The 25864-nt window shown below is 69.0% G+C and carries 28 protein-coding genes; 19 read left to right on the top strand and 9 right to left on the bottom strand.

Features of this window, described 5'->3' with window-relative positions:
- Window positions 1-7: 7 nt before the first annotated feature.
- Together ACJASC_RS02990 and ACJASC_RS02985 are read right to left on the bottom strand one after the other, a co-directional pair.
- Entirely contained in the window at window positions 8-1576 is a 1569-nt protein-coding gene (locus ACJASC_RS02990; RefSeq protein ID WP_415143427.1) for a COG4223 family protein, read from the bottom strand.
- An 86-nt stretch (window positions 1577-1662) separates the two neighbouring features.
- Window positions 1663-2394, bottom strand: coding sequence for a uroporphyrinogen-III synthase (locus ACJASC_RS02985; protein WP_415143425.1), 732 nt, complete (start codon window positions 2392-2394; stop codon window positions 1663-1665).
- A gap of 165 nt (window positions 2395-2559) precedes the next feature.
- Here ACJASC_RS02985 and tsaD point away from each other — a divergent pair, with 165 nt between their 5' ends.
- Genes tsaD through ACJASC_RS02960 form a run of 5 tightly spaced genes read left to right on the top strand, consistent with a single transcriptional unit; the run spans window position 2560 to window position 5757 of the window.
- Complete coding sequence (tsaD, locus tag ACJASC_RS02980) at window positions 2560-3651, top strand: tRNA (adenosine(37)-N6)-threonylcarbamoyltransferase complex transferase subunit TsaD (protein ID WP_415143423.1); 1092 nt, start codon at window positions 2560-2562, stop codon at window positions 3649-3651.
- On the top strand, window positions 3648-4616 hold the full coding sequence (locus ACJASC_RS02975; protein WP_415143421.1) for an NAD(P)H-dependent glycerol-3-phosphate dehydrogenase: 969 nt from the start codon (window positions 3648-3650) through the stop codon (window positions 4614-4616). Before tsaD ends, ACJASC_RS02975 begins: the two co-directional genes overlap by 4 nt.
- Window positions 4613-4885: a YciI family protein gene (locus ACJASC_RS02970; RefSeq protein WP_021692808.1), complete on the top strand. Its 273-nt coding sequence runs from the start codon at window positions 4613-4615 to the stop codon at window positions 4883-4885. Before ACJASC_RS02975 ends, ACJASC_RS02970 begins: the two co-directional genes overlap by 4 nt.
- Complete coding sequence (locus tag ACJASC_RS02965) at window positions 4885-5310, top strand: EVE domain-containing protein (RefSeq protein WP_021692809.1); 426 nt, start codon at window positions 4885-4887, stop codon at window positions 5308-5310. The genes ACJASC_RS02970 and ACJASC_RS02965 overlap by 1 nt, the downstream gene beginning before the upstream one ends.
- A 51-nt stretch (window positions 5311-5361) precedes the next feature.
- Window positions 5362-5757: a DUF1761 domain-containing protein gene (locus ACJASC_RS02960; protein ID WP_021692810.1), complete on the top strand. Its 396-nt coding sequence runs from the start codon at window positions 5362-5364 to the stop codon at window positions 5755-5757.
- A 215-nt stretch (window positions 5758-5972) separates the two neighbouring features.
- On the opposite strand, the gene ahcY is transcribed toward ACJASC_RS02960, so the two are convergent.
- Complete coding sequence (gene ahcY / locus ACJASC_RS02955) at window positions 5973-7364, bottom strand: adenosylhomocysteinase (protein WP_415143418.1); 1392 nt, start codon at window positions 7362-7364, stop codon at window positions 5973-5975.
- Window positions 7365-7508: 144 nt separating this feature from the next.
- Here ahcY and ACJASC_RS02950 point away from each other — a divergent pair, with 144 nt between their 5' ends.
- Together ACJASC_RS02950 and ACJASC_RS02945 are read left to right on the top strand one after the other, a co-directional pair.
- Window positions 7509-8459, top strand: a complete 951-nt coding sequence (locus ACJASC_RS02950; RefSeq protein ID WP_415143416.1) for a glycosyltransferase family 8 protein — start codon at window positions 7509-7511, stop codon at window positions 8457-8459.
- Window positions 8456-9049, top strand: coding sequence for a hypothetical protein (locus ACJASC_RS02945; RefSeq protein ID WP_415143414.1), 594 nt, complete (start codon window positions 8456-8458; stop codon window positions 9047-9049). Before ACJASC_RS02950 ends, ACJASC_RS02945 begins: the two co-directional genes overlap by 4 nt.
- Window positions 9050-9051: 2 nt before the next feature.
- On the opposite strand, the gene msrA is transcribed toward ACJASC_RS02945, so the two are convergent.
- The 3 genes from msrA to ACJASC_RS02930 form a co-directional block, all read right to left on the bottom strand.
- Window positions 9052-9690: a peptide-methionine (S)-S-oxide reductase MsrA gene (msrA, locus tag ACJASC_RS02940; protein WP_415143412.1), complete on the bottom strand. Its 639-nt coding sequence runs from the start codon at window positions 9688-9690 to the stop codon at window positions 9052-9054.
- A gap of 163 nt (window positions 9691-9853) precedes the next feature.
- On the bottom strand, window positions 9854-11080 hold the full coding sequence (locus ACJASC_RS02935; RefSeq protein ID WP_415143410.1) for an argininosuccinate synthase: 1227 nt from the start codon (window positions 11078-11080) through the stop codon (window positions 9854-9856).
- Window positions 11081-11114: 34 nt separating this feature from the next.
- Entirely contained in the window at window positions 11115-11603 is a 489-nt protein-coding gene (locus tag ACJASC_RS02930; RefSeq protein ID WP_021692816.1) for an NUDIX domain-containing protein, read from the bottom strand.
- A 70-nt stretch (window positions 11604-11673) separates the two neighbouring features.
- Between ACJASC_RS02930 and hslO the strand changes: the two genes are divergently transcribed.
- The 7 genes from hslO (at window position 11674) to ACJASC_RS02895 (ending at window position 20084) form a co-directional block, all read left to right on the top strand.
- Window positions 11674-12729, top strand: coding sequence for an Hsp33 family molecular chaperone HslO (gene hslO, locus ACJASC_RS02925; protein WP_415143408.1), 1056 nt, complete (start codon window positions 11674-11676; stop codon window positions 12727-12729).
- Complete coding sequence (locus tag ACJASC_RS02920; protein WP_415143406.1) at window positions 12704-13327, top strand: CoA pyrophosphatase; 624 nt, start codon at window positions 12704-12706, stop codon at window positions 13325-13327. The genes hslO and ACJASC_RS02920 overlap by 26 nt, the downstream gene beginning before the upstream one ends.
- Window positions 13324-14481, top strand: coding sequence for a CCA tRNA nucleotidyltransferase (locus tag ACJASC_RS02915; RefSeq protein WP_415143404.1), 1158 nt, complete (start codon window positions 13324-13326; stop codon window positions 14479-14481). Before ACJASC_RS02920 ends, ACJASC_RS02915 begins: the two co-directional genes overlap by 4 nt.
- 81 nt (window positions 14482-14562) lie before the next feature.
- Window positions 14563-16413 carry an ABC transporter ATP-binding protein gene (locus tag ACJASC_RS02910; protein ID WP_415143402.1) on the top strand — a complete coding sequence of 617 codons (1851 nt, stop codon included), beginning with the start codon at window positions 14563-14565 and terminating at the stop codon, window positions 16411-16413.
- A complete protein-coding gene (locus ACJASC_RS02905; RefSeq protein WP_021692821.1) occupies window positions 16410-18242 on the top strand; it encodes an ABC transporter ATP-binding protein in 1833 nt (610 codons plus the stop codon). Before ACJASC_RS02910 ends, ACJASC_RS02905 begins: the two co-directional genes overlap by 4 nt.
- A gap of 11 nt (window positions 18243-18253) precedes the next feature.
- On the top strand, window positions 18254-19504 hold the full coding sequence (locus tag ACJASC_RS02900) for a class I SAM-dependent RNA methyltransferase (protein ID WP_415143400.1): 1251 nt from the start codon (window positions 18254-18256) through the stop codon (window positions 19502-19504).
- An 85-nt stretch (window positions 19505-19589) separates the two neighbouring features.
- Window positions 19590-20084 (top strand): L,D-transpeptidase family protein, encoded by a 495-nt coding sequence (locus ACJASC_RS02895; protein WP_021692823.1) that lies wholly within the window; start codon window positions 19590-19592, stop codon window positions 20082-20084.
- Window positions 20085-20190: 106 nt separating this feature from the next.
- Here ACJASC_RS02895 and dalA read toward each other — a convergent pair whose 3' ends face one another.
- Window positions 20191-20700, bottom strand: coding sequence for a divisome-associated lipoprotein DalA (dalA, locus tag ACJASC_RS02890; protein ID WP_021692824.1), 510 nt, complete (start codon window positions 20698-20700; stop codon window positions 20191-20193).
- 163 nt (window positions 20701-20863) lie between these two features.
- Between dalA and ACJASC_RS02885 the strand changes: the two genes are divergently transcribed.
- Window positions 20864-21463, top strand: coding sequence for a L,D-transpeptidase (locus tag ACJASC_RS02885; protein ID WP_021692825.1), 600 nt, complete (start codon window positions 20864-20866; stop codon window positions 21461-21463).
- 55 nt (window positions 21464-21518) lie between these two features.
- Here the strand turns inward: ACJASC_RS02885 and hemH are convergent, their stop codons facing one another.
- Together hemH and ACJASC_RS02875 are read right to left on the bottom strand one after the other, a co-directional pair.
- A complete protein-coding gene (gene hemH, locus ACJASC_RS02880; protein WP_415143397.1) occupies window positions 21519-22568 on the bottom strand; it encodes a ferrochelatase in 1050 nt (349 codons plus the stop codon).
- Window positions 22569-22683: 115 nt separating this feature from the next.
- Window positions 22684-23523 carry a class I SAM-dependent methyltransferase gene (locus tag ACJASC_RS02875; protein WP_415143395.1) on the bottom strand — a complete coding sequence of 280 codons (840 nt, stop codon included), beginning with the start codon at window positions 23521-23523 and terminating at the stop codon, window positions 22684-22686.
- A gap of 22 nt (window positions 23524-23545) precedes the next feature.
- Between ACJASC_RS02875 and ACJASC_RS02870 the strand changes: the two genes are divergently transcribed.
- The 4 genes from ACJASC_RS02870 to ACJASC_RS02855 are packed head-to-tail and all read left to right on the top strand — an operon-like array spanning window position 23546 to window position 25842.
- Window positions 23546-24265, top strand: a complete 720-nt coding sequence (locus tag ACJASC_RS02870; protein WP_415143393.1) for a ComF family protein — start codon at window positions 23546-23548, stop codon at window positions 24263-24265.
- A 34-nt stretch (window positions 24266-24299) separates the two neighbouring features.
- Window positions 24300-24569: a glutaredoxin 3 gene (gene grxC / locus ACJASC_RS02865; protein WP_415143391.1), complete on the top strand. Its 270-nt coding sequence runs from the start codon at window positions 24300-24302 to the stop codon at window positions 24567-24569.
- Window positions 24569-25402: a carbon-nitrogen hydrolase family protein gene (locus ACJASC_RS02860; protein ID WP_415143508.1), complete on the top strand. Its 834-nt coding sequence runs from the start codon at window positions 24569-24571 to the stop codon at window positions 25400-25402. The genes grxC and ACJASC_RS02860 overlap by 1 nt, the downstream gene beginning before the upstream one ends.
- On the top strand, window positions 25399-25842 hold the full coding sequence (locus tag ACJASC_RS02855) for a MarR family winged helix-turn-helix transcriptional regulator (protein WP_415143389.1): 444 nt from the start codon (window positions 25399-25401) through the stop codon (window positions 25840-25842). The genes ACJASC_RS02860 and ACJASC_RS02855 overlap by 4 nt, the downstream gene beginning before the upstream one ends.
- Window positions 25843-25864 lie beyond the last annotated feature (22 nt).

The following is a 25864-nucleotide window of genomic DNA, read 5'->3' as shown; positions in this document are numbered from 1 at the left end:
CGGCGCCTCAGTTCTCGGTCAGGGATTGCGACAGGGTATCGGCGGCGGCGAGCGCCTCGGCGCGGGTCCGGGCCGGGACGAGCCAGTCGGCCAAGGGCTCGCGCACCGGCTCGGGCAGGGCCTCGATCTCGGCCAGGGCTTCGGTCAGGCGGCCATCGCGCAGCGCGGCCTCGGCGCGCGACAGCACGGCGTCCGTGGTCGCGCCATCGCCGGGGGCGGTGGAGCGCAGCTGCAGCGTGTCGCGGAAGAACCCCGCGACGCGGCCGCCTTCCTCGCCCGACAGCCCCTCGCGCCGCGCAGTGGCGAGCGCCAGCCTCGCGGGCTCGGGAAAGCTCTCGATCAACTCGGCGCGGCTCGCCACGCCCTCGGCGGCGGGGGCCACGAGAGGATCGGGGATCCCGGCGGGAGAGGTGGCCTGCAGCTCTTCGAGCAGGGCGGCATAGGGCTCGCCCGTCTCCAGCGCCGCCTCGATCTCGGCCAGCGTGGCGCGGGCGCGGGCGCGGGCGGCGACGGCGGCGGCCTCGGCCTCGATCTGCTCGGCGGTGCGCTCGGCGGCAGAGACCTCCTGCGCGGCCTGCTCGGCCATGCCGGCGATCTCCTGCGCCTGTGTCTCGAGATCGGCGCGCAGCGCGTCGACCTCGGCCTGCCAGCGAGCGACGGCCTCGCGCGCCAGCGTGCCGTCGGGCCCGGCGCTGTTCTCGGCCTCGACGAGGCGGGCGTCGAGCGCGTCGATCCGGCCCGCCATGTCGGCCAGCCCGGTTTCGGTGCTGCCAAGGCGCGCGTCGAGCGCGCTCAGGCTCGCCTCGGTTTCGCCGCGCAGCCCATCGAGACCGTCGGCGAGCGATGCGACCTCCCGCTCAAAGCTGCCGAGCCTCGTATCGAAATCATCCGCGCGCGAACTGCGGTCGAGCCAGAGCCAACCCGCGCCGAGGCCCAGCGCCGCGGCGATCAGACCGCCGAGCAGGCCTGCGCCGAAGCCGGAGGCCTTGCTCGGGGCGTTGTGCGGGTCCTGAAACCGGGCACTGCTGCGTGGGGGCGTGGAGCGGGTCGAAGACGTGTCGTCACCCGAGCGGCCTTCGACGGCATCCGGCTTGGCAGCATCCTTGGGGCCGGACGTGGAGGAGGCCGGTTCGGTTGGAGCCGTCGCGGCGCCATCGGTTTCCTCGCCAAGGCGCGGGCTGCGCTTGACCGCAGGCATCGCCCCGGCGGCGCTCGTGGCCGGAGTGGCCGGAGTGGCCGGAGTGGCCGGAGTGGCCGGAGTGGCCGGAGTGGCCGGAGCAATCGTCTTGCCCGGGGTTCCGGTGGTGCCGAGATCAACCGCAGCGCTTGCGGCGCCGGGTGATGTGGCGGTCTTGGAGGGCGCGTCGGGGCCCGTGGCCTTCGTGGCGGCGGGGCCGGTATCGGCACTGGGCGATGGCTGCTGGCCGGTCGCCGAGGACCGCTTGTCGGTCTCGGAAGTCGGCTTGCCGGTGGTCTTGCCGGTGCTGTCATTCGCCCCGGCGCTGCCAGAGCGCCCTGGCGTATCCGTCCTCGCGCCAGCCGGCCTGCCCGGGGTGCCTGTCGTCTTTCGTGCCAAAACCCTGTCCCTTCCGTCCCCGAATGCGCCGGAATTTTCCATGCCGTCGCAGCATTTGCAGACCCTAGCCCGCCCCGTGCGTCGCCTCAAGCGCCGCTGCCACCGGATTGTGTCATGGAACCGAACGTCGCATGGGCCGCAAGGGTTGCGTCGATCATCGCGATCGCCTCGGGATGCGTGGCCCGCGTGACCACCCCTCCGAGCGGCGCAAGCGGACGCGCGGCGGCGGCGCTGATCGCCACGAGGGCCAGTGGCGCGGCCACAGGGGCGCATTCGGCGAGAAGGGCGGCGCTGCGCGGCGAGAACACAGGCGCCACCACCGGCACCGCGCCGTCGAGCAGCGCGCGCGCCTCGGCGGAGAGCGGGCAGGCGGTCTGGGCATAGACCACCGCATCACCGCAGTCGCGCCCCGCCGCGCGCAGCCGCGCCGGGAGGTCGCCGCGCTGGTGATCGCCGCGCAGATGCAAAAGCGGCCCCTCCTCGGGGGCGGCGAGGATCGCGGCGAGGATCGTCTCGGCGGTGCCGCCCCCGGCGCGTGGCTCCAGCCCGACCGCCCGCGCGGCCTGCGCGGTGCGCGGCCCGACGCACCACGCGGGCAGGCCGGCATAGCCCATCCGCGCGGCCCCCAGCGCGCCGCGCTCGGAGGTCAGGATGAGGACGGCGGGGGGCGTCGCGGGACGGGGCGGCGTCATCTCGTCGATCCGTAGCAGGGGCGAGATCACGGCCCGCAGATGCCGCCCCGCCGCGACCTCCAATTCGGCCAGAAAGCGCCGCGCCGCCGTCTCGGGCCGGGTCAGCAGCAGGATCGGATCGGTCATCTTGCTCCCCTTTCGGCCCGGTCCGGCGCCGGCACGCGCCCGGCTCGACCCGTTACCGTGCCCGTTCTCGTGGCCGCGTGCGGCTCAGCGGATGGCCCCGCGCGGCATTGTTCAGATCGAACCGGGATGGTAGCTGCGGTGGGCGCGGGCGCAAGCGGGGCGGACATGGCCACACTTACCATTCTCGGCATCGAATCGAGCTGCGACGACAGCGCGGCGGCGGTGGTGCGTCGGACGGAAGGGCGGGCCACGGTCCTGTCCTCGGTGGTGCGCGGCCAGACGGCGCTGCATGCGCAGTTCGGCGGCGTCGTGCCGGAGATCGCGGCGCGCGCGCATGCCGAGGTGCTCGATCACTGCGTCGAGGCGGCGCTGGGCGAGGCGGGGCTGGCACTGTCCGATCTCGACGGAATCGCGGTGACCGCCGGGCCGGGCCTGATCGGCGGCGTGCTGTCGGGCGTCATGCTGGCCAAGGGGCTGTCGGCGGCCACGGGCCTGCCCTTGATCGGGGTGAACCACCTTGCGGGCCACGCGCTGACGCCGAGGCTGACCGATGGCTTCTGCTTTCCCTACCTGATGCTGCTGGTCTCCGGCGGGCATTGCCAGTTTCTCGTGGTCGAGGGAGAGGACCGGTTCCGGCGTTTGGGCGGCACCATCGACGACGCGCCGGGCGAGGCCTTCGACAAGACCGCGCGGCTCTTGGGCCTGCCACAACCCGGCGGCCCGGCGGTCGAGATCGAGGCGCGGCAGGGCGACGCGGGCCGCATCGCGCTGCCGCGCCCGCTTCTCGACCGGCCCGGCTGCGACATGTCGTTCTCGGGTCTGAAGACGGCCCTGCTCAGGGCGCGCGACGTCGAAATGGCCGCGGCGGGTGGTCTGACGCGGGCCGCGCGCGCCGATCTCGCTGCGGCGTTCCAGAAGGCGGTGGTCGAGATCCTGCGTGAAAAGACCCGGCGGGCGCTGGCGCTCTATCTCGAGATGTCGCCCGACCGCCCGGCCTTTGCCGTGGCGGGGGGGGTGGCGGCGAACGGGCCGATCCGCGCCGCGCTCACGGCGCTTTGCGCCGAGGCGGGGGTCGAGTTCGCGGCGCCGCCGCTGGCCTTGTGCACCGACAACGCGGCGATGATCGCCCATGCGGGTCTGGCGCGGCTGGCGGCGGGCGAGGCGGACGGGCTGGACCTGTCGGCGCGGCCGCGCTGGCCTCTCGACGGAGAGGCGGCGCCGATGATCGGTTCGGGACGCAAGGGGGCCAAGGCATGAGGATCGGAGTTGCAGGTGCGGGGGCCTTTGGCGCGGCCCTCGCCGTGACGCTGGCGCAGGCGGGGCGCGACGTGACCCTCTGGGCGCGAGATACGGGCGCGGTGGAGCGGATGCGCGCCGCCCGGCGGGCCGAGCGGCTGCCTGAGATCGACCTTCCGGCGCGGATCGACCCGGTGTCGGATCTCGCCGCCTTGTTCGATTGCGACACGATCCTGCTGGCACTGCCCGCGCAGGCCACGCGCGGTTTCGTGACCGCCCATCGCGACGCGCTTTCGGGCAAGGTGCTCGTCGCCTGCGCCAAGGGCATCGATCTCACCAGCCTCACCGGCCAGACGGCGATCATCGCCCATGCCGTGCCATCGGCCACGCCCGCCCTGCTGACGGGTCCGAGCTTTGCCGCCGACATCGCGCGGGCCCTGCCGACGGCGCTGACGCTGGCCTGTGCCGACGAGGCCTGTGGTGCCGCGCTGCAGGCCGCGCTCTCGACCCCGACGCTCAGGCTCTATCGCACGGCGGACGTGATCGGCGCGGAGTTGGGCGGCGCGCTCAAGAACGTCATCGCCATCGCCTGCGGCGCCTGCATCGGCGCGGGTTTGGGCGACAGCGCCCGCGCCGCCCTGATGACCCGCGGCTTTGCCGAGATGCAGCGCCTCGCCGCGAGCTTGGGCGCGCGGCCCGACACCCTGATGGGCCTGTCGGGCTTCGGCGATCTGGTGCTGACCTGCTCGTCCGAGCTGTCGCGCAACTACCGCTATGGTCTCGCGCTGGGCCGGGGCGAGAGCTTCGACAGCCACACCACGGTCGAGGGCGCGGCCACGGCGCGCGCCGTCACCGATCTTGCCGCCGGGCGCGGGCTCGACTTGCCGATCTCGGCGGTCACCGCGCGCATGGTCGCAGGCGACCTCACACCGCTTCAGGCGCTCGACGCGCTGATCAACAGACCCCTCAAGGAGGAACGAGAATGAGCTTTGCCCTGATCACCCGCGACAAGCCCGACGCGCTGCAGATCCGCAAGGAGACCCGCGAGGCGCATCTGGAATACATCGAAGCCACCGGCGTGGTGCTGATGGCGGGGCCGTTTCTGAGCGAGGGCGGCGAGATGGACGGCTCGCTCGTGATCCTCGACGTGGCCGACATGGCGGCGGCGCGCGACTGGGCCGAGAACGACCCCTATGCCCGCGCCGGCCTGTTCGACAGCGTCGAGATCCGCGCCTGGAAGAAGGTGATCGGTTAATGCGCTACTGGCTGTTCAAGTCCGAGCCGAACGTCTGGTCGTGGGACATGCAGGTGGCCAGGGGCGAGGCGGGAGAGGAGTGGGACGGGATCCGCAACTACCAGGCCCGCAACTTCATGCGCGAGATGGAGATCGGCGATCGCGGCTTCTTCTATCATTCGAACATCGGCAAGGCGGCGGTGGGCGTGGTCGAGGTCTGCGCCACGATCCATCCCGACAGCAAGGCGGGTGATCCGCGCTGGGAATGCGTCGACATCCGCGCGCTCTACAAGCTCGGGCGCGAGGTGAGCCTCGACGAGATCAAGTCCGAGCCGCGGCTGTCGCAGATGGTGCTGGTCAACAATTCGCGCCTGTCGGTGCAGCCGGTTTCGGAGGATGAGTGGCGCGTGATCCACGAACTGGCGGGAACTCTGGCCGAGGCGTAGCGCGAAAGCGCCATCCGGGCCATGCTGGTCGAAACACCGGAGGGTCCACGGATGGCGATACTCTCGATCCTGCTCGCGGCGCTCGCGTCCTTCGCGCTGGGTGCGGCGTGGTACATGATGCTGGCCCAGCCATGGATGGCGGCCTCGGGCGTGGCCATGGGCGCGGATGGCAAGCCTCGGAATTCGGACGCGCCGCTGCCCTACCTCGTGTCCTTCGTGGCGATGCTGATCGTCGCGGCGACGATGCGCTACGGCTTCGGCCTCGCGGGGATCGACAGCGCGGCGGGGGGCTTCTTCGGCGGTGTGGCGATCGGCGCTCTGTTCATCGCGCCGTGGATCACGCTCAACACCGGCTATGCGAACCGGCCCTGGTCTCTCGCGGTGATCGACGGCGGCTACGCGACGCTGGGCTGCGCCGCGATGGGGCTGGTGCTCGGGCTGTTCTGAGGGGTTTCGGGGGGGCGACCATCCATGCCAGCACCCCCCGGTTTCCCCCGCGGACTCCCACCCGGCGGAACCTCGAAACTCTGGGGTCTGGCCATCCTGGCCGACGAAAGGAGCGGTAGGCCGTTCATCGATTCGAGGCAACACATGCTTGTGGAGAACTCGTCTCAGATCGCTCGCAATCCGTTAAGATCTTGCCGCTTTCGCGTCTTCGGCGCTCAGTAGCGGTAGTGCTCGGGCTTGAACGGCCCTTCCACCGGGACGCCGATATATTCGGCCTGTTCGCGGCGTAGTTCGGTGAGCCTTGCGCCCACCCGCTCCAGATGCAGCCGTGCCACCTTCTCGTCGAGCGCCTTGGGCAGGACGAACACGCCCGGACGATACGCGTCCCCCCGAGTCCAGAGCTCGATCTGCGCCAGCACCTGATTGGTGAAGGAGGCCGACATTACGAAGGAGGGGTGCCCCGTGGCGTTGCCGAGGTTCAGAAGTCGGCCCTCGGAGAGCAGGATGATCGAATTGCCCGAAGGCATCTCGATCAGGTCCACCTGGTCCTTGATGTTGGTCCATTTGTGGTTGCGCAGGCTCGCCACCTCGATCTCGTTGTCGAAATGGCCGATATTGCCGACGATGGCCATGTTCTTCATCTCGCGCATATGCTCGATGCGGATCACGTCGCGGTTGCCGGTGGTGGTGACGAAGATGTCGGCGGTCGCCACCTCCTCCTCCAGAAGCGTCACCTCATAGCCATCCATCGCCGCCTGCAGCGCGCAGATCGGATCGACCTCCGTGACCTTCACCCGCGCGCCCGCGCCGCGCAAGCTCGCCGCCGAGCCCTTGCCTACATCGCCATAGCCGCAGACCACCGCGACCTTGCCGGCCATCATCGTGTCGGTGGCGCGGCGGATGCCGTCGACGAGGCTCTCGCGGCAGCCATACTTGTTGTCGAATTTGGACTTGGTCACCGAATCGTTCACGTTGATCGCCACGAACGGCAAGAGACCCTTTCCGTGCAGCTCGTAGAGCCTGTGCACGCCGGTCGTCGTCTCCTCGGAGACGCCACGGATCGCGTCGCGCTGACGGGTGAACCAGCCGGGGCTTCGGGTCAGCCGCTCGCGGATCTGGCCGAACAGGCAGACCTCCTCGTCGGAGCGCGGCAGGTCGAGAAGCCCGGTCTCGCCCGCCTCGACCCGCGCGCCCAAGAGGATGTACATCGTGGCGTCGCCGCCATCGTCGAGGATCAGGTTCGCGCCCTCGTCGAAATCGAAGATGCGGTCGGTATAGGCCCAGTACTCGGCGAGGCTCTCGCCCTTCACGGCGAAGACCGGCGTGCCGCCCGCCGCGATGGCCGCCGCCGCGTGGTCCTGCGTCGAAAAGATGTTGCACGAGGCCCAGCGCAGCTCGGCTCCCAGCGCGCGCAGCGTTTCGATCAGCACCGCGGTCTGGATCGTCATGTGCAGCGAGCCCGCGATCCGCGCGCCCCTGAGCGGTTGGCTCGGCCCGTATTCCGTGCGCAGCGCCATCAGCCCCGGCATCTCGGTCTCGGCGATCGCGATCTCCTTGCGGCCCCAATCGGCCAGCGAGATGTCCTTGACGACATGGTCCGGAGCCATGGGGGCCTCCTTGCGCGAAGAAAAGAGAGCGTGCCTCAGGCGTAACACCCACGAGCCCGATCTGGCAATCGCGGCGAGATTGAAGCAAGGACGCGCCGCGTGGTAGCGCATCCCGATCATCGAGCCATCCCAAGGAGCGTGCGGATGCGTGTGAGCGTCGAAAGCGACAGGCCGGCCCGGCACCGCCACGCGGTGGTGTTCTGCTGTGACGACAACTACCTGCCCTATGCCGCCTTCGCGGCCGCACAGCTCGCGGCGCTCGCCCCAGAGCGGGATTTCGACATCGTCATCTGCGCCGACACCCCACTCGATCTGCCCGCGACGCTCGATCTGCGGCGTTGCGCAATCGATGCGGGCGGCATGTTCGACGGCTTCGGCCTCGACGCGCGGCGCACCGTTTCGACCTATCTGCGGCTCGCGGTACCCGAGGCGCTGGCGCCCGATTATGACCGCATCCTCTATCTCGACAGTGACATCTTCCTGCGTGGCGGCGATTTCGGCGCGCTCTTGCGCGTGAACCTTCACGGCCGCCCGGCGGCGGCGGTGCGTGACAACCAGCAATGGCGCAGCCCCGGCCGCCATCCGGCCGATCTCAGGGCGCTGGGCCTGTCGAACGGGGCCTATTTCAACGCGGGCGTGATGCTGATCGACGTGAAGGCCTGGCGCGAAAGCGGGATGCTGGACCGCGCCTTGAGCTTTGGCGCGCGGCATGCCGGGCGGATGCAGCACAAGGATCAGACCCTGCTCAACGCCGTGCTGCAGGGGAGCTGGGCCGAAATGTCCCCGGTGTGGAACTGGCAGTACACGCGCGCCTCACGGCTGTTCGAGGCGATGCTCGAGACGCATGTGGTGCATTTCATAGGTCCCGCGAAGCCTTGGGCCGATCCGCAGCACCGGCTGCCGCCGCGGTTCGCCGCCGCGCTGGCGGAGTTCATGGAGCGACATTTTCCCAACCGGACGGCTCCCGTACCGGGGGCCGGGCCGATGGCGGTGCCGGGCGCGGCGCGCGCCCTCGCCTGGGCGCATTTTCGCGGCGCGGGGCGCACCGAGCGCTATTTCGCGCGCTTTGCGAACGACCTTACGGTGCTGACATGAGCCGCGCGCCGCGGGCGTGGCAGCGGATGCTCTCGGGGCGCAGGCTCGACCTGCTGGACCCGACGCCGATGGATGTGGAAATCTCGGACATCGCGCATGGGCTGGCCTTCGTGGCGCGCTGGAACGGGCAGACGCGGGGCGATTTCGCCTATTCGGTGGCCGAACATTCGCTTCTGGTCGAGGAGATCTTCGCATATTGCCACCCCGGCGCGCCTGCGGGCGAGCGGTTGGCGGCGCTGTTGCACGACGCGCCCGAATACGTGATCGGCGACATGATCTCGCCGGTGAAGGCGGCGGTGGGGCCGGGATATGCCGCGCTCGACGCACGGCTGACGGCGGCGATCCACCTGCGCTTCGGCCTGCCTGCGGTGCTGCCCGCCGAGCTGAAGCGCCGGATCAAGCGCGCCGACAAGGTTTCGGCCTGGCTCGAGGCCGTGCGCATCGCGGGGTTCTCCGAGGCCGAGGCCGACCGCCTGTTCGGACGGCTCGACCGCGATCTCGCCGCGCGCTTCGAAATCCGGCTCAGGCCGCCGCGCGAAACGCGAGAGGCGTTCGTCACGCGCCACGAGAGCCTGATCTCGGGCCTTTAGGATTACTTCGCGAAGGGCGCCTCGGACCCCCAGAGCGCCTTCACCGTCGCGTCGCGGCCGCAGCCCTCGCGGTAGCGCTTGTAGGCCTCGGATTTCGGCACGAAGAGCCCGACCGAGGAGACGGCGAGGCGCTCGGCGCTCTTGTAGTAGTCCTGATGATAGGCGTCGGCGGGGTAGAAGGAGGCATCGCCGAGGATCGGCGTGACGATCTCGCGGCCCAACGCGTCGCGCGCGGCCTGCTTGGCGGCCTCGGCGGCGAGCTTGTCCTGCGCGTCCGCGAAGATCGCGGTACGGTAGGAGGGGCCGCGGTCGCAGAACTGTCCGCCCGCATCGGTCGGATCGATCGAGCGGAAGAACAAGTCATAGAGCCGGCGCGCGTCGATCCTGCTCGGATCATAGGTGATCTCGACCGCCTCGTAATGCCCGGTGCCGCCGCCCGTGACCTCTTCGTAGGTCGGGTTCGACGTGTCGCCGCCGGCAAAGCCCGAAACCGCCTCGATCACCCCGTCGACCTTCTCGAAATCGGCTTCGACGCACCAGAAACAGCCGCCCGCCACGGTGATGGTCTGGGTGGACTGCGCCTGCGCCATCGGGGCCATGAGCGCCAGCGCGGCGGCGAGAACGGGGAATGTGCGGATCATGTCGTCTCCATCGCGAACAGGCCGGAATGGTGACGCATCCGTCGATCACGGCCCAGACAAGGCTGCGTGACCGGGGCGGACCGGTCGGGTCCACTTTACACTCGAAATACTCAAATCCCGAGCAGGGGACGGGCGCCGCGCCCGAAGGCCCGGCGCCGCCGCTTCACTTCACCCGGCGATTGCGCGCCGCAAGGAGCTTGAGGCGCAGTGCGTTGAGCTGGATGAAGCCCTTGGCGTCGACCTGATCATAGGCGCCGGCGTCCTCCTCGAAGGTGACATGCGCCTCGGAATAGAGGCTGTGATTGGACCAGCGGGCGATGGTGCGGGCCGAGCCCTTGTAGAGCTTTACCCGCACGGTGCCGGTGACGTGCTCCTGGCTCTTGTCGATCAGCGCCTGCAGCATCTCGCGCTCGGGGCTGAACCAGAAGCCGTTGTAGATCAGCTCGGCATAGCGTGGCATGATCGAATCCTTGAGATGACCCGCGCCGCTATCGAGCGTGATCTGCTCGATGCCGCGATGCGCCTCAAGCAGCACCGTGCCGCCGGGCGTCTCGTAGATGCCGCGAGACTTCATGCCCACGAAGCGGTTCTCGACCAGATCGAGGCGGCCCACACCATGCTTGCCGCCCAGCTCGTTGAGACGGGTGAGGATCGTGGCCGGGCTCATCGCCTCGCCGTTGATCGACACCGCATCGCCCTTCTCAAAGCCGATCTCGATGATCTCGGGCTCGTTCGGGGCCTCCTCGGGGGCGACGGTGCGCTGGTAGACGTATTCGGGCGCCTCGTCGGCCGGATCTTCGAGCACCTTGCCCTCGGAGGAGGTGTGCAGAAGGTTGGCATCGACCGAGAAAGGTGCTTCGCCGCGCTTGTCCTTGGCGATCGGGATCTGGTTCTGTTCGGCGAATTCCAGAAGCTTGGTGCGCGAGGTCAGGTCCCATTCGCGCCACGGCGCGATCACCTTGATCTCGGGGTTGAGCGCATAAGCCGCCAGTTCGAAGCGGACCTGATCGTTGCCCTTGCCGGTGGCGCCATGGGCCACGGCGTCGGCGCCCTCGGCCTCGGCGATCTCGACCAGACGCTTGGAGATCAGCGGTCGGGCGATCGAGGTGCCGAGCAGGTAGAGCCCCTCGTAGAGCGCGTTGGCGCGGAACATCGGGAAGACGAAGTCGCGCACGAACTCCTCGCGCAGATCCTCGATGTGGATGCTCGTGGCGCCCATCATCTCGGCCTTCTTGCGCGCGGGCTCCAGCTCCTCGCCCTGACCGAGATCGGCGGTGAAGGTCACCACCTCGCAGCCATATTCGGTCTGCAGCCATTTCAGGATGATCGAGGTGTCGAGGCCGCCGGAATAGGCGAGGACGACCTTCTTCGGGGCGGGCTGGGCGGCCATGGGCATTCTCCGTATGGGCGTTCAGGGGCGTGCGTTAAAGGCTTTCGGCCGTTGGGGCAAGCGCGGGGCGCGGCACGCGCGCGCGGCCTTGGGCAAAGGCCCGCGCGAAGGCGCGGTCGCCCGCATTGCCGAGGCGGGGGGCCGCGTCGCGCATCGGCATCCACAGCGCGCGGTGCCCCGCCTCGGTGGGGGCGCCATGCGGGCGCACCGGGCGCGCCGCATAGATGTGACACAGCTTCTCGCCCCACATGTCGTAGTCGGGCATGAATACGAAACGCCGGAACGCGCCCATGCGGCGCGCCGCGGCGATGCGCCAGCCGGTCTCCTCGAACACCTCGCGATGCAGCGCCTGCAGGGTGCTTTCGCCCGGATCGACGCCGCCGCCGGGAAGCTGAATGTCGGAGGGGTCGTCCTCCTTGCAGGTCAGCAGCAGATCGCCGCCGCGTTCGAGAATCGCGTAGACCCCGACCCGCAGCCGGTATCTCTGGCCGCGCCGCACCTGTTCGCCATAGCGCCGGATCATCCCTTTTTGTCTCCCGACAAGCTTCCTATATGGTCGCGGTATGCCCATCCCCGACACGCAAGGAAACCCCATGAGCCTCGGCGCCCGCATTGCCTGGGACGACACCGTCCTGCCCTTCCAGCTCGACCAGTCCGACATCCGGGGCCGGGTCGCGCGTCTCGACGGCGTGCTCGACCGGGTGCTGGAGCAGCACGACTACCCCGCGCAGATCGAGGCGCTGGTGGCCGAGATGACCCTTCTCACCGCGTTGATCGGCCAGACCGTGAAGTTGCGCTGGAAGCTGTCGCTTCAGGTGCGCGGCGACGGGCCGGCGCGGCTGATCGCCACCGATTACTACGCCCCCACCGAGGAGGGCGCCCCGGCCCGTATCCGCGCCTGGGCCAGCTTCGACGAGAACCGTCTCGACGAAGGGGCCGAGCCCTCTTCGCTGATCGGCAAGGGCTATTTCGCGATCCTGATCGATCAGGGGCAGGGCATGGCGCCCTATCAGGGCATCACGCCGATCACCGGCGACACGCTGGCCTCCTGCGCCGAGACCTATTTCGCGCAGTCCGAGCAGCTGCCGACGCGGTTCTCGCTGACCTTCGGCAAATCCACCGAGCCAGGCCGCGGCGAAAGCTGGCGCGCTGGCGGCGTGATGCTGCAGAAGATGCCCAAGGCTTCGCCCTTCGCCGCGACCGCCGAGGGCGGCTCGGGCGAGGAGGGGCTTCTTGAGGCCGCCGACATCCTCGACGAGGACGAGGGCGAGAACTGGACCCGCGCCAACGTGCTGCTCGATACGGTGGATCAGCTCGAGCTGATCGGGCCGAGCGTGACACCGACGGACTTGCTGATCCGGCTGTTCCACGAGGAAGGGCCGCGGGTCTTCGAGGCGCAGCCGGTGCAGTTCGGCTGCACCTGCTCGGAAGAGAAGGTGCGCCAGAGCCTGTCGATCTACTCGGCCAAGGACATCGGACACATGACCACCGAAGAAGGCATCGTCACCGCCGATTGCCAGTTCTGCGGGGCGCATTACGAGTTCGCGCCCAACACGCTCGGGTTCGAGGCGACCGAAGGGCCGGATGCCAAGGCCAATGAGGCCGAGGCCGATGGACAGGCCGGTGAGCAGGCCGGTGGACGGGGCTGAACCCGACATCAAGGCGCGGCTCCTTCGGGCGCTGAGCCATCCGGGCGATCTGTCGTCGGATTACGACATCGACCCCCGTCTGCCGGTCCCCGAAGGTCGGGTGCTGCGGCAGGCGGGGGTGCTCGTGGCGGTGCATCTCGATGGCGGCGCGCCGCGTCTTCTGCTGACCAAGCGTTCGGCCCGGCTGCGCCATCACCCCGGCCAGATCGCCTTTCCGGGCGGCAAGGTCGAGCCGGTGGATGACGGCCCCGTGGGCGCCGCACTGCGCGAGGCGCATGAGGAGATCGGCCTGCTGCCGGAGCGGGTCGAGGTGCTGGGCACGCTTCCGGCGCACGAGACGGTGACGGGGTTCTCGGTGACGCCGGTGGTCGGGATCTTGCGCGGGGCCTTCGATCCGGTGCCGGAGGCGGGCGAAGTGGCCGAGGTATTTTCGGTTCCTCTGGCACATCTCGCCAATCCCTACCACTTTCGTATAGAGGGGCGGCGTTGGCAGGGGCGTCGGCGGCACTATTATGTGGTGCCGTGGGGTCCGTATTACATTTGGGGCGCCACGGCGCGCATGTTGCGCAGCTTGGCCGAGAGGATGACCCGGGAATGAGCGAGCGGATCGAGGCGGACTGGCTTGCGGGTGCGCCCGCGCGCGCCGTCACGCGGATGTTGGAGGAGGCGGGCCATCAGGCCTGGTTCGTGGGCGGCTGCGTGCGCAACGCCCTCTTGGGCGCGCCGGTTTCGGATCTCGATCTGACCACCGACGCCCGGCCCGAGCGGGTGATGGAGCTGGCGCGCGCGGCGGGCCTGAAACCCGTGCCCACCGGCATTGATCATGGCACCGTCACCGTCGTGGCCCGCGGCACCCCGATCGAGGTCACGACCTTTCGGCGTGATGTCGAGACCGACGGGCGGCGCGCCACGGTCGCCTATTCCGACGACATCGCCGAGGACGCGGCGCGGCGCGATTTCACGATGAACGCGCTTTATGCCGATGCGCGCGGCGAGGTGGTCGATCCGCTCGGCAGCGGTCTTGCCGATCTCGCCGCGCATCGTCTGCGCTTCATCGGCGAGGCCGAGGCACGCATCCGCGAGGATTACCTGCGCATCCTGCGGTTCTTTCGTTTCCACGCCTGGTACGGCGCCCCCGAGGGTGGCATCGACGCCGACGGCCTTGCCGCCTGCGCCGGTCTGGCCGAGGGGATCGAGGCGCTCTCGCGCGAGCGTGTCGGTGCCGAGATGCTCAAGCTCATGGCCGCGCCCGACCCGGCGCCCGCAGTCGCCTCGATGGCGATGTCGGGCGTGCTGATGCGGGTGCTTCCGGGCGGCGCGTCGGACCCGCTCTCGGTGCTGGTCCATGTCGAGGAGGAGGCGGGCCTCGCCCCCGATCCGATCCGTCGGCTGGCGCTCGTGGGGGGCGAGGAGGTGGCCGCGTGCCTGCGGCTGAGCCGGGCGCAGGAGGCCGGGCTTCAGGCGCTGCGCGACGCGATGGGGTCGGGCTGGGGGTCGGGAGAGCTTGGCTACAGGCTCGGCGCCGGGCGGGGTCTCGACGTGCTGGCCCTGAACGCGGCGCTGTCGGGGCGCGAGATTGACCCTGTTTCACGGGAAACCATGGAGGTGGGCGCACGGGCATCGTTGCCGGTCAAGGCGGCGGACCTGATGCCACGGATCACCGGCCCGGCACTGGGCGAGGCGCTGCGCGAGATCGAGGCGCGCTGGATCGCCTCGGGCTTTGCCTTGGGTCGCGACGCGCTTCTCTCTTAGGTTGCGCGGCTTGCCGCGTATGCGCGTTTTCCTTCGGGGCAAACCGGCTTATATGCTGCTGGCACGCATTCGAGACAATCCATGTTCCGTTTCTTTGAAACCCTCGTCGACCCGTATGGGGAGTACGAGCAGACCGACCGTCCGCCCTCCCGGCTCTGGCCGTTCCTGAAGGAATACGCGCGGCCCTTCGCGCGGATCTTCTGGGTCACCGGCGTTCTATCGGTCGTGGTGGCCGTGGTCGAAATCTGGCTCATCGCCTATATGGGCCGCCTCGTGGACCTTCTGGGCCAGGCCACACCCGAGACGGTTCTGGCCCGCCACGGGGCCGAACTCCTGCTCGTGGCGGCCTTCATCCTGATCCTGCGCCCGGCGTTTCAGGCCCTGCACGTGCTGCTGCTCAACAATGCGATCCTGCCCAATTTCGGCACCACCCTGCGCTGGCGCGCGCATCGCCACGTGCTGCGACAGTCGGTCGGCTGGTTCGAGAACGACTTTGCCGGCCGGATCGCCAACCGGATCATGCAGACGCCGCCCGCCGCCGGCGAGGTGGTGTTCCAGGTCTTCGACGCGATCACCTTCGCGCTGGCCTATGTCGTCGGCGCCGCCGTCCTCTTGGGCGAGGCGGACCCGATGCTGCTCTTGCCGCTGGTGATCTGGTTCGGGCTCTATGCGGCCTTGATGCGCTGGACCGTGAAGCGGATCGGCCCGGCCTCAGAGGCCTCCTCCGACGCACGCAGCGCCGTGACGGGCCGCGTCGTCGACACCTATACCAACATCCATTCGGTCAAGATGTTCGCGCATCACGACCGCGAACTCGAAGGCGCGAAATCGGTGATCGAGCAGGCTCGCGCCACCTTCCAACGCGAGATGCGGCTCTTCACGATCATGGACGTGTCGCTGTCGGTGCTCAACGGGCTCCTGATCGTCGGGGTGGTCGGATGGGGGCTCTATTTATGGATCTCCGGCTCCGCCAGCGTCGGCGTCGTGGCCGCCGCCACGGCCCTGTGCCTGCGGCTCAACGCGATGACCGGCTGGATCATGTGGGCGGTGACCAACTTCTTCCAGAATCTCGGCGTCATCGCCGAAGGCATGAAGACCATCGCCCAGCCGATCACCCTCACCGACGACGCCACGGCGCACCCGCTCACAGTAATGCGCGGCGAGATCGCGGCGCGCGACCTCGGCCATCGTTACGGCCAGAATGCGGGCGGCGTCGGGCCGCTCGACCTGACGATCCCGGCAGGGCAAAAGATCGGTCTCGTCGGCGCGTCGGGTGCGGGAAAATCGACCCTCGTGAAGCTGCTTTTGCGGTTCTACGACCCCGAAAGGGGCCGGATCGAGATCGACGGGCAGGACATCTCGGGCGTGACGCAGGACAGCCTGCGGCAGGCCATCGGCATGGTGCAGCAAGACAGCGCGCTGCTGCACCGCTCGGTGCGCGAGAACATCCTCTATGGCCGCCCCGACGCTACCGAGACCGAGATGATCGCCGCCGCGCGTCAGGCCGAGGCGCAGGACTTCATCCTCGATCTCGTCGATGGCGAGGGGCGCACGGGCTACGACGCGCAGGTGGGCGAGCGCGGCGTGAAGCTTTCGGGCGGGCAGCGGCAGCGCATCGCTTTGGCGCGCGTGATCCTCAAGGACGCGCCGATTCTCGTGCTCGACGAGGCGACCTCGGCGTTGGATTCGGAGGTCGAGGCGGCGATCCTCGGCACGCTCTACGAGATGATGGAGGGCAAGACCGTCATCGCCATCGCGCACCGGCTCTCGACCATCGCCCGGATGGATCGGGTGCTGGTGATGGAGGAGGGGCGCATCGTCGAGGACGGCACGCATGACGCGCTCTTGGAGCGGGGCGGCATCTATGCCCGGTTCTGGGAGCGACAGTCCGGCGGATTTCTCGGGATGGACGCCACGAAGGCCGCCGAATGAAGGACATCTCCAAGCTCATCGCCCCGTTCCGCCCCGCCAAGGGGCCGCCACCGGGCGCGCTCGTGCCGTTCCTGCGCTGGGCGCTTTCGGGCAGCTTCGCCGTCACCGGGGCAAGCGCGCTGGTCTCGGTCGCCGCAGGCGTGCTCGAGGTGCTCTCGGCACTGATCCTGGGCCGGGTGATCGACACCGCGCTTGCGGCCGAGCCGGGCGGGTTCTTCGCAGGCAACATGGGGCTGCTTCTGGGCGTCGCGGCCTTCTTCGTGATCCTGCGCCCCATCGTCATGGGGCTCTCGGGGCTGATGCAGAGCGTGGTGCTGTCGCCGTCGATCTACACCCTCGTGCTGTCGCGCCTGCACCGGCACACGCTGGGTCAGGCGGTGAGCTTCTTCGACAACGATTTCGCGGGCCGCATCGCGCAAAAACAGATGCAGGCGGCGCGGGCGACGACCGATCTCACGGTCGACACGATCCAGACCGTCTTCTTCGCGCTGGCCTCGCTCATCGGCTCGGCCTTCCTGCTTCTGACGATCGACACGCTGACCGCCGGGCTGCTGACGCTCTGGCTCGTGGGTTATGTCCTGCTGATCCGCGCCTACATGCCGAAGATCCGCGCCACCTCGACCGCCCGGGCGGCGGCACGCGCGATGGTGACGGGGCAGGTCGTCGACACGATCACCAACATCAAGACGGTGAAGCTCTTTGGCCATTCCGATCACGAGGACCGCGCCGCGATCGACGCGATGCACCAGTTCCGCGAGCGGTCGCTGGGCTTTGGCAAGGTGTCGGCGGGGTTCCGGTTCTGGCTCATGGCGCTGGCGGGCACGCTGCCGGTGATCGTCACCGGCGCGACGCTGGTGTTCTGGAGCCGTGGCGCCGCCTCGCCCGGCGACATCGCCGCCGCCGGCGCGATCTCGCTGCGCCTCGCGCAGATGACCGGCTGGGTCAGCTTCACGCTGATGACGATCTACTCGAATCTCGGCGAGATCGAGGACGCGATCCACACCTTGTCGCCCGCGCATGGGCTGACCGACCGCGACGGTGCGCGCGATCTAGCGGTGCGGCAGGGCGCGGTGCGTTTCGAAGGCGTGCGCTTTACCTATGGCGGCGGGGTCGGGGGGCTGCGCGGCATCGATCTCGACATCGCGCCGGGCGAAAAGATCGGCGTCGTCGGGGCCTCCGGCGCGGGCAAATCGACGCTCGTGGCGGCGCTTTTGCGGCTCTATGACGTGGAACAGGGTCGCATCACCATCGATGGGCAGGACATCTCGGGTGTGACGCAGGAAAGCCTGCGCCGACAGATTGGCATGGTCACGCAGGACACGGCGATGTTCAACCGCTCCGCCCGCGACAACATCCGCTACGGTCATCCGGACGCGTCGCAGCAGGCGGTCGAGACGGCGGCCTCGCGCGCCGAGGCGCATGGCTTCATCGCCGATCTCGCGGACCTCAAGGGGCGGCGCGGCTACGACGCGCATCTGGGCGAACGCGGCGTGAAGCTTTCGGGCGGGCAGCGCCAGCGCATCGCTATCGCGCGGGCCATGCTCAAGGACGCGCCGATCCTCGTGCTCGACGAGGCGACCTCGGCGCTCGACAGCGAAGTGGAGGCGCAGATTCAGGCCGCGCTCGAACAGGCGATGCAAGGCAAGACCGTGATCGCCATCGCGCACCGGCTTTCGACCATTGCGCGCATGGACCGGATCGTGGTCATGGAAGGCGGCCGCATCGTCGAGGCGGGCACGCATGATGCGCTGCTCGATCTGGGCGAGGTCTATGCCCGCTACTGGAGCCGCCAATCGGGCGGGTTCCTCGGGCAGGAGGCCGCCGAGTAAGAGAGGACGCCATGACCGAGACCCTGCCGCCGAAGACCCCGCAACCCGATCCCGCGCCCCGCGGCGAGGTGACGATCGAGAGGGTGACGCATCACGGCATGGGGCGCGCGCAGAACGGCACTCTCGTGCCGCGCGCCCTGCCCGGCGAAGTGGTGATGCTCACGGCCGAGGCTGCGAAGATCGTCACCCCCTCGCCCGAGCGGATCGCACCGCCCTGCCGCCATTTCAAGGCCTGCGGCGGCTGCGCCATGCAGCACGCCTCCGACGGCTTCGTCGAAGGCTGGAAGGCCGAGATCGTGCGCACCGCGCTGCGCGCCCAGGGGCTGACGGGCGAGATCGCCCGCGTTCTCACCTCGCCCGCCGACAGCCGCCGCCGTGCCCGTCTCGCTGGGCGGCGCACCAAGAAGGGCGCGCTCGTGGGCTTTCACGCCCGTGCCTCCGACACGGTGATCGAGGTGCCGGGCTGCCGCCTGCTGCTGCCCGAACTCACGGCGCTGATCCGGGCGCTGGAGCGGATCGCGGCACTTGCCGCATCGCGCAAGGGCGAGGCGGGCCTGACCGTGACCGCCAGTGAAGCGGGCCCCGATCTGCATATCGACACCGACAAGGAGCTGACCGAGGCGCTGCGCATCGCGCTTCCGGACATCGCGCGCGAGGCGGGGATTGCGCGGCTGGTCTGGGCCGACGAGATCGTGGCCGAACTCGAGCCGCCCGTCCAGATGATGGGCCGCGCGCGGGTCGTGCCGCCGCCCGGCGCCTTTCTTCAGGCCACCGCGCATGGCGAGGCGGCGCTGCTGGACTGCGTGCGTGCCTCCGTGGGCGGGGCCGCGCGCATCGTCGATCTCTTTGCGGGATGCGGCACCTTCTCGCTGCCGCTGGCCGAAAGGGCCGAGATTCACGCCGTCGAGGGGGAGGCCGCGATGCTGGCGGCGCTCGATCGGGGCTGGCGCGGGGTGCCGGGGCTCAAGCGCGTGAGCACCGAGACGCGCGATCTGTTCCGCCGCCCGCTCCTGCCGGACGAGCTGTCGCGATTCGATGCCGCTGTGATCGACCCGCCGCGCGCGGGCGCTCAGGCGCAGGTGGCCGCCCTCGCCGCATCTCAAATCAATGTGATCGCAATGGTGTCCTGCAGCCCGTCGAGCTTTGCGCGCGACGCCAAAGCCCTTGTGAACAAGGGGTTCGAGATGGGCCCTGTGACCGTGGTGGACCAATTTCGCTGGTCGCCGCATGTGGAATTGGCGACACGATTCACCCGGTTCTAACCATGATGCGCGAGGCTCCCCTAGGCGGGATTTCACGGATCCGCTAAATTCGCCGAAACGGCTTCAGACCGGGACAGTGGGCAGCATGACCATCGACAGACGCAAGTTTCTCCTCGCCGCGCCGGCGCTTCTCGCAGCTTGTTCGGGCCGCCGGGTGCTGAGCTATGATGGGCCTCAGATCACCTCGATCATGGCCTTCAAGCAGCAGCGCAAACTCTACCTGCTCAGCGGCAACAAGGCGATCAAGACCTATCCCTTCCAGCTTGGCTTCGCCCCCGTCGGTCACAAGCAGTTCGAAGGCGACGGCAAGACGCCCGAAGGCGCCTACATCATCGACCGGCGCAATCCCAACAGCGCCTATCACCTCTCGGTCGGTATCTCCTATCCCAATGCCAACGATCGCGCCTTTGCCGAAGCCTATGGCAAGAGCCCGGGCGGCGAGATCTTCATCCACGGCACGCCCAGCGTGGTCGAGGGCAAGAAGGACTGGACCGCGGGCTGCATCGCCGTGATGAATCACGAGGTCGAGGAAATCTATTCGATGGTTGGTGATTACACCCCGGTCTTCGTCAAGGCCTGAGCGGGGTTCGGCATCGGCCAACACGAGAAAGGGACGCCGCAGCGCCCCTTTTTTCATGTCCGATACAGGTTCCAGGACGATCCGGTCCCTGACATGGCGGCAGCCCTCAGGCCGCGAGCACCATCGTCCACCAGATCTTGCCTGCCGGTTCCTGAAACCACGCAAGGCCCATGCGGGTCGCCGACGGGTCGAGGATCACGTCACGCGTCGCCGACTCCTCCATCCACGAGGCGAGCGTTTCGAGCTCGGTCTCGTAGGTTTCCGAGATCGTCTCGCCCACCAGACGCCCCGAGAACCCGACGCGCCGGAGACGGTCCACCGGGGACGAGCCGTCGGAGCCGAAATGCCACGGCCGGTTCTGCACGCTCATGTCGCGCGAATGGGTGGCGGCGGCGGCGTTGAGTTGCGCGTCGAGGGTGAGCATGGACAGCCCGCGCGCCTGGCGCAGCGTGTTGACGCCGTCGAGCATCCGGTAGGGGATCTGCGCCTCGTCCTCCGGCCTGATTCGGTACACCTGCGGCAGCGGCAAGCCGTCGGGGCCGATCCGGCCCGTGGGCGCCGCGCAGGCCGAAAGGCCGGTGAGAAGAAGGCCGAGAATCAGCTCGCGTCGCTGCATGCGTCACCTGTGAGGTCCAGAACTCTCGCCTGATAGCGGCAGCGGCGCGACAGATCAAACGGGATCGGCGGGGCCTCGCCAAGTTGACGTTTCGGTGAATTGCGCCTCACGCAAACGCGATCTACGAGATTCCGGTGACGTCACCCCCTGTCTGGAGATTCGCATGGGTCACGACCCCAAAGCGTTGAACCGTCGCGGCTTCATTGCCGCCACCGCCGCCTTCGGCGCGACCGTGCTGGCCAGCCCGGCGCTGGCCCTGTCCGGCTCCACCGAGATCGAAGGCGACATCTCGTCCTCCGTGAGCCGCAACGTCTCGAGCTTCCGCGCGCTCGACTGGCGGCCCTATTTCGCCGATCTGCGCAATGGTGCGATCCTCGCCGACACCCAGAGCCGGGCCGTGCATTTCTGGAGCGCCGACGAGAGCATCTACCGGCTCTACCCCAGCTCGGTGCCGCTGACGCCCGACCTGACCCGTCTGGGCCGCACCGAGATCATCAAGAAGGTCGAGGGCCCCGACTGGCGCCCGACGCCCGAGATGCGCCAGCGCAACCCCGAATGGCCCGAATACATCCCCGCCGGTCCCGACAGCCCGCTGGGCAGCCATGCGATGTGGCTGACCTGGCAATACTACCGGATCCACGGCACCCATGACACACGCAAGATCGGGCGGCGTTCCTCGAATGGCTGCATTGGCCTCTACAACGAGCACATCGCCGAGCTGTTTTCGCTCTCGACCATCGGCACGCAGGTCATGCTGATCTGAGATCGAATAGAGACGGATGCAGGAAGGGGGCCGCTCGGGCCCCCTTTTTCGTGTCTCAGATCCAGCCCGAGAGGTTCTCGCGGATCACCCGTTCCAGCATGTCGATATGCTCGGGATGCTCGTTCAGGCAGGGAATGTAAGTGAAGCTCTCGCCGCCCGCATGTTCGAAACTCTCGCGGATCTCCTCGTTGATCTCTTCGAGCGTCTCGATGCAATCGGCCGAGAAGGCCGGGGCGCAGACCGAGATCCTGCGCACACCCTCTTCCTTGGCGAGCCGCGCCACCTCCTCGACGGTGTAGGGCTTGAGCCATTCCTCGCGCCCGAAGACCGACTGGAAGGTGTTCACCACCCGCGTCTCCTCCCAGCCCAGCGCGTCGCGCAGCAGCCGCGTCGTCTTCTGGCACTGGCAATGATAGGGGTCGCCCTCCAGCAGGTAGCGCTTGGGCAGCCCGTGATAGGAGCAGACCAGCACCTCGGGGCGGCTTTCGGGCGTCGGATGCGCGCGCCGCACCGAATTGGCCAGCGCCTCGATATAGTCGGGCCGGTCGAAATAGGGGTCCACCACCCGCGCGGTGGGCTGCCACTTCTCCTTGGAAAGCGCCTTGAAGAAGGCGTCGTTGGCGGTGGCGGAGGTGGCGCCGGCATATTGTGGGTAGAGCGGGAAGAACAGGATCTTGCGGCAGCCGTTCTCGACCATGCGGCGCACCACCGACTTGGTCGAGGGATTGCCGTAGCGCATGCAGAACTCGACCTGCACTGCGTCGCCATGCTCTGCCTCGAAGCGAGCGCGCAACGCCTCGGTCTGGGCGCGGGTGATGGTCCTGAGCGGGCTCTCGTTCAACTCCTCGTTCCAGATCGAACGGTAGGCGGCGCCGGATTTCTGCGGCCGCTTCGACAGGATGATGCCCTGCAGGATCGGCTGCCAGATCAGCGGGTTGGTGTCGACGACGCGGCGATCGGAGAGGAATTCCGACAGGTAGCGCCGCATCGAGCGGTAATCGGTGCCGTCGGGCGTGCCGAGATTGGCCACGAGAATGCCGACGCGGGATTTCGGCAGCGCCGGGTGATCGGCGGGGGCATGGGTCGGTCGGGTCGCGTCGAGCATCGTCTGTCCTCGGGGCTGCAGCAGTCTTTGGGTATGTCGAGAGTAAGGTAGCGGCAACGCGGGGCCGGCAACCGGTTCGCGCGCCGGTGCAGCCTCGCGGTCCCGCGGTTTGGGGTCAATCGGCGCTATCGTCGCGGGCGCGGCGCAGAGCCTCTTCGAGGCTTCGGGTCGCGGAGCCCGGTCGCAAGGGCTGGGGTTGATCGGCGGAAGGGGCCCAGCCGGTAAGGGTGATCACCTCGAAGCGGGCGCCCACGCGGCCATCGGGGCGTGCGCTGGTCTCGGCATGGAGCCGCGCCGCCTCGGCCAGAACGGCGCGGCGCGTCGGGCGGCGCAGGCGGTGCGCCATCGCGTTGCTCTCGCCCATGGCCCGCAGATCGCGCATCAGGTGGAACGGCGTCTCGTAGCTGACATCATAGGGCGTGCCGTCCGCCACGGGGAGCGCCAGCCCCGCGCGCTGTAGGAGCGCGCCGAGATCGCGGATCTCGCCCATCGGGGCCACTCGGGGCGAAAGCCCCCCCGTGACGGCGGTTTCGGCGGCGGTGAGGGCGGCGCGCAGATCGGCCAGCGTCTCGCCGCCGAACAGCGTCGCGATCAAAAGCCCGTCGGGACGCAGCGCCCGGGCGCATTGAATCAACTGGCCGATGGGGTCCTCGGCCCAGTGAAGCGCTAGCGCGTGGATCACGAGATCCTGCGAGGCGGGAACGAGATCGAGCGTCTCGGTGTCGGCCACGATCCGGGCCCGCGGCAGGCGCGCGGCCCACAAATCGGGCCAGGGCGTGACCACGGACACGTCGTTAAAGGATCGGTTAACCTCGGCGATCCTATCCTCGATGTCGTCGGCCACGGCCTCCTGCAGGAACAGGGCCGGATCGCGCGCGGCGCGGGCGCGGTGCCGGGCAAGGGCGCGGCGGTCGAACAGGGCGGGGCGCTGGGCCGTGGTCTGGGTCTGTGACATGCGCCCGAGATAGGGGTCCGGCATGGGAATGCAAAGCGTCCTGAGGGCGATCTACCCCGCCGCCTGCATGGGCTGCGGCGAAATGACCGAGGAGGATTTTGCGCTTTGCGGCGCCTGCTGGCGCGACACGCCGTTTCTGGGCGGGGCGATGTGCGGGTTCTGCGCCCGGCCCCTGCCGGGAGAGGCCGAGCCGGGGCTGGTTTGCGACGCCTGCCTGTCGGCTCCGCCGCCATGGTCGCAGGGCCGGGCGGTGCTGCGCTACCGCGACGGCGCGCGGCGGCTGGTGCTGGGGCTCAAGCATGGCGACCGCACCGATCTCGCCGCGCCGATGGCGCTCTGGATGGCGCGGGCAGTGGCGGATCTGGCGCGGCCCGACATGCTGGTGGTGCCGGTGCCGCTGCACCGGTCGCGGCTCTGGCGGCGGCGCTACAACCAGTCGGCGCTGCTGGCGGCGGGGGTCGCCCGCGCGCTGGGCTGCGCGCATGGGCCCGACGCGCTCTGGCGGCACCGCGCTACCGCCTCGCTCGGCGGTCAGGACGCCGAGGCCCGCCGCGCGACGCTTGATGGCGCGATCCGGGCGCATCCGCGGCGCGGGGCCGGGATGCGGGGGCGGGCGGTGCTCATCGTCGATGACGTGCTGACCTCTGGCGCCACGCTCACCGCCTGCGCGCAGGCCGCCCGCGCGGCGGGTGCGGCACAGATATACGTCGCGGCACTGGCCCGCGCGGCCCCGGACCCCTAGATCAGGGGAAACCACTCATGTTCCGGAGGCCTCGATGCCCGACGCGACCCCACAGATCGAAATCTACACCTCGCCCACCTGCGGCTATTGCCACGCCGCCAAGCGGCTGCTGGCGCAAAAGGGCGTCTCTTATACCGAGATCGACGTCGTGGCCGCGCCGCAGCGCCGCGCCGAGATGACGCAGCGCGCCAATGGCGGGCGCACTGTGCCGCAGATCTTCATCGGCGACACCCATGTCGGCGGTTATGACGACATGGCGCTTCTCGACCGGCGTGGCGGTCTCGACCTCTTGCTGGGCAAGTGATCCGCGCCGCGCTCCTGCAACTTACCGCCTCGGACGATCCCGCGCGCAACCTCTCGATCTTGCGCGGGATGGTCCGCGACGCGGTGGCGCAGGGCGCAAAGCTGATCTGCACGCCCGAGGTCAGCAACTGCGTCTCGGCCAGCCGGGCGAGGCAGCTTGAGGTTCTGTGCCATGAGGCAGAGGATCCGATGCTGGCGGCCATGCGCGAGGAGGCGGCAAAGGCCGGGGTCTGGCTGGCGCTGGGCTCGATCGCGGTCAGGATCGACGACCCCGACGGGCGCTTTGCCAACCGGTCGCTGCTGATCGGCCCGAACGGGGCGGTCCATTCGCGCTACGACAAGATCCACATGTTCGACGTTGAGGTGAGCGCAACCGAGACCTACCGTGAATCCGCCGGCTACCGGCCCGGCGACCGCGCGGTGCTGGCCCGGACGCCGCTGGCCGCAATCGGTCTGAGCATCTGCTACGACCTCCGGTTTCCGCAACTCTACCGGGCGCTTGCACAGGCCGGGGCCGAGATCCTGTTAGTGCCCAGCGCCTTTTCTCCGGTTACCGGCGCCGCGCATTGGGAAACGCTGCTGCGCGCCCGGGCGATCGAGACGGGGTCCTTCGTGCTCGCCGCCGCGCAGACCGGGCGGCACGCCGCGACCGAGGGGCGGGCGCGCGAGACATGGGGCCATAGCCTCGCGGTGGACCCGTGGGGCGCGGTGATCGCCGATGCCGGTACGGCAACCGGCATCACCATCGTTGATCTGGACCTCGCCGAAGTGGCACAAGCGAGACGGCGGGTGCCCTCGCTCGCGCATGATCGCCCTTATGATGGACCCGCATGAGCCAGCCTGTCGACAACCTCGCCATCACACTGTTCAGCGAGATTCTGGCCGTCGACCAGCTGGCGCGCAACACCATGTCCAAGGTGCTGCCCAAGGGCATGGAGCTGTCGCATTTCTCGGTGCTGAACCACCTCGCCTTTTCGGGGACCGAACGCAGTCCGGCGCAACTCGCCAAGACGTTCCACCTGACGCGCGGGGCGATGACCAACACGCTGGGCAAGCTCGAATGGGCGGGCTGGGTGCATATCCGCCCCGACTGGGACGACGCGCGCCGCAAGATGGTGGCGATCAGCCCCGCCGGGTTTGAGGCGCGCAATGCCGCCGTGGCCGCGATCACGCCGATCGTCGCCGAGGTGGTCGAGCGGGTCGGGGCCGAGCGCGCCCGCGCGGCGCTTCCGGTGTTGCGCGAGCTCAGGCTTCGGCTCTCGGACGTGGACTAGAGCGTCACCGGCTAGGCCATGA

Source organism: Limimaricola cinnabarinus (assembly GCF_047631075.1).
Taxonomy (GTDB): Bacteria; Pseudomonadota; Alphaproteobacteria; order Rhodobacterales; family Rhodobacteraceae; genus Limimaricola; species Limimaricola cinnabarinus.
The sequence above is the reverse complement of the archived record's forward strand: the minus strand, read 5'-3'. Positions and strand labels throughout refer to the sequence as shown.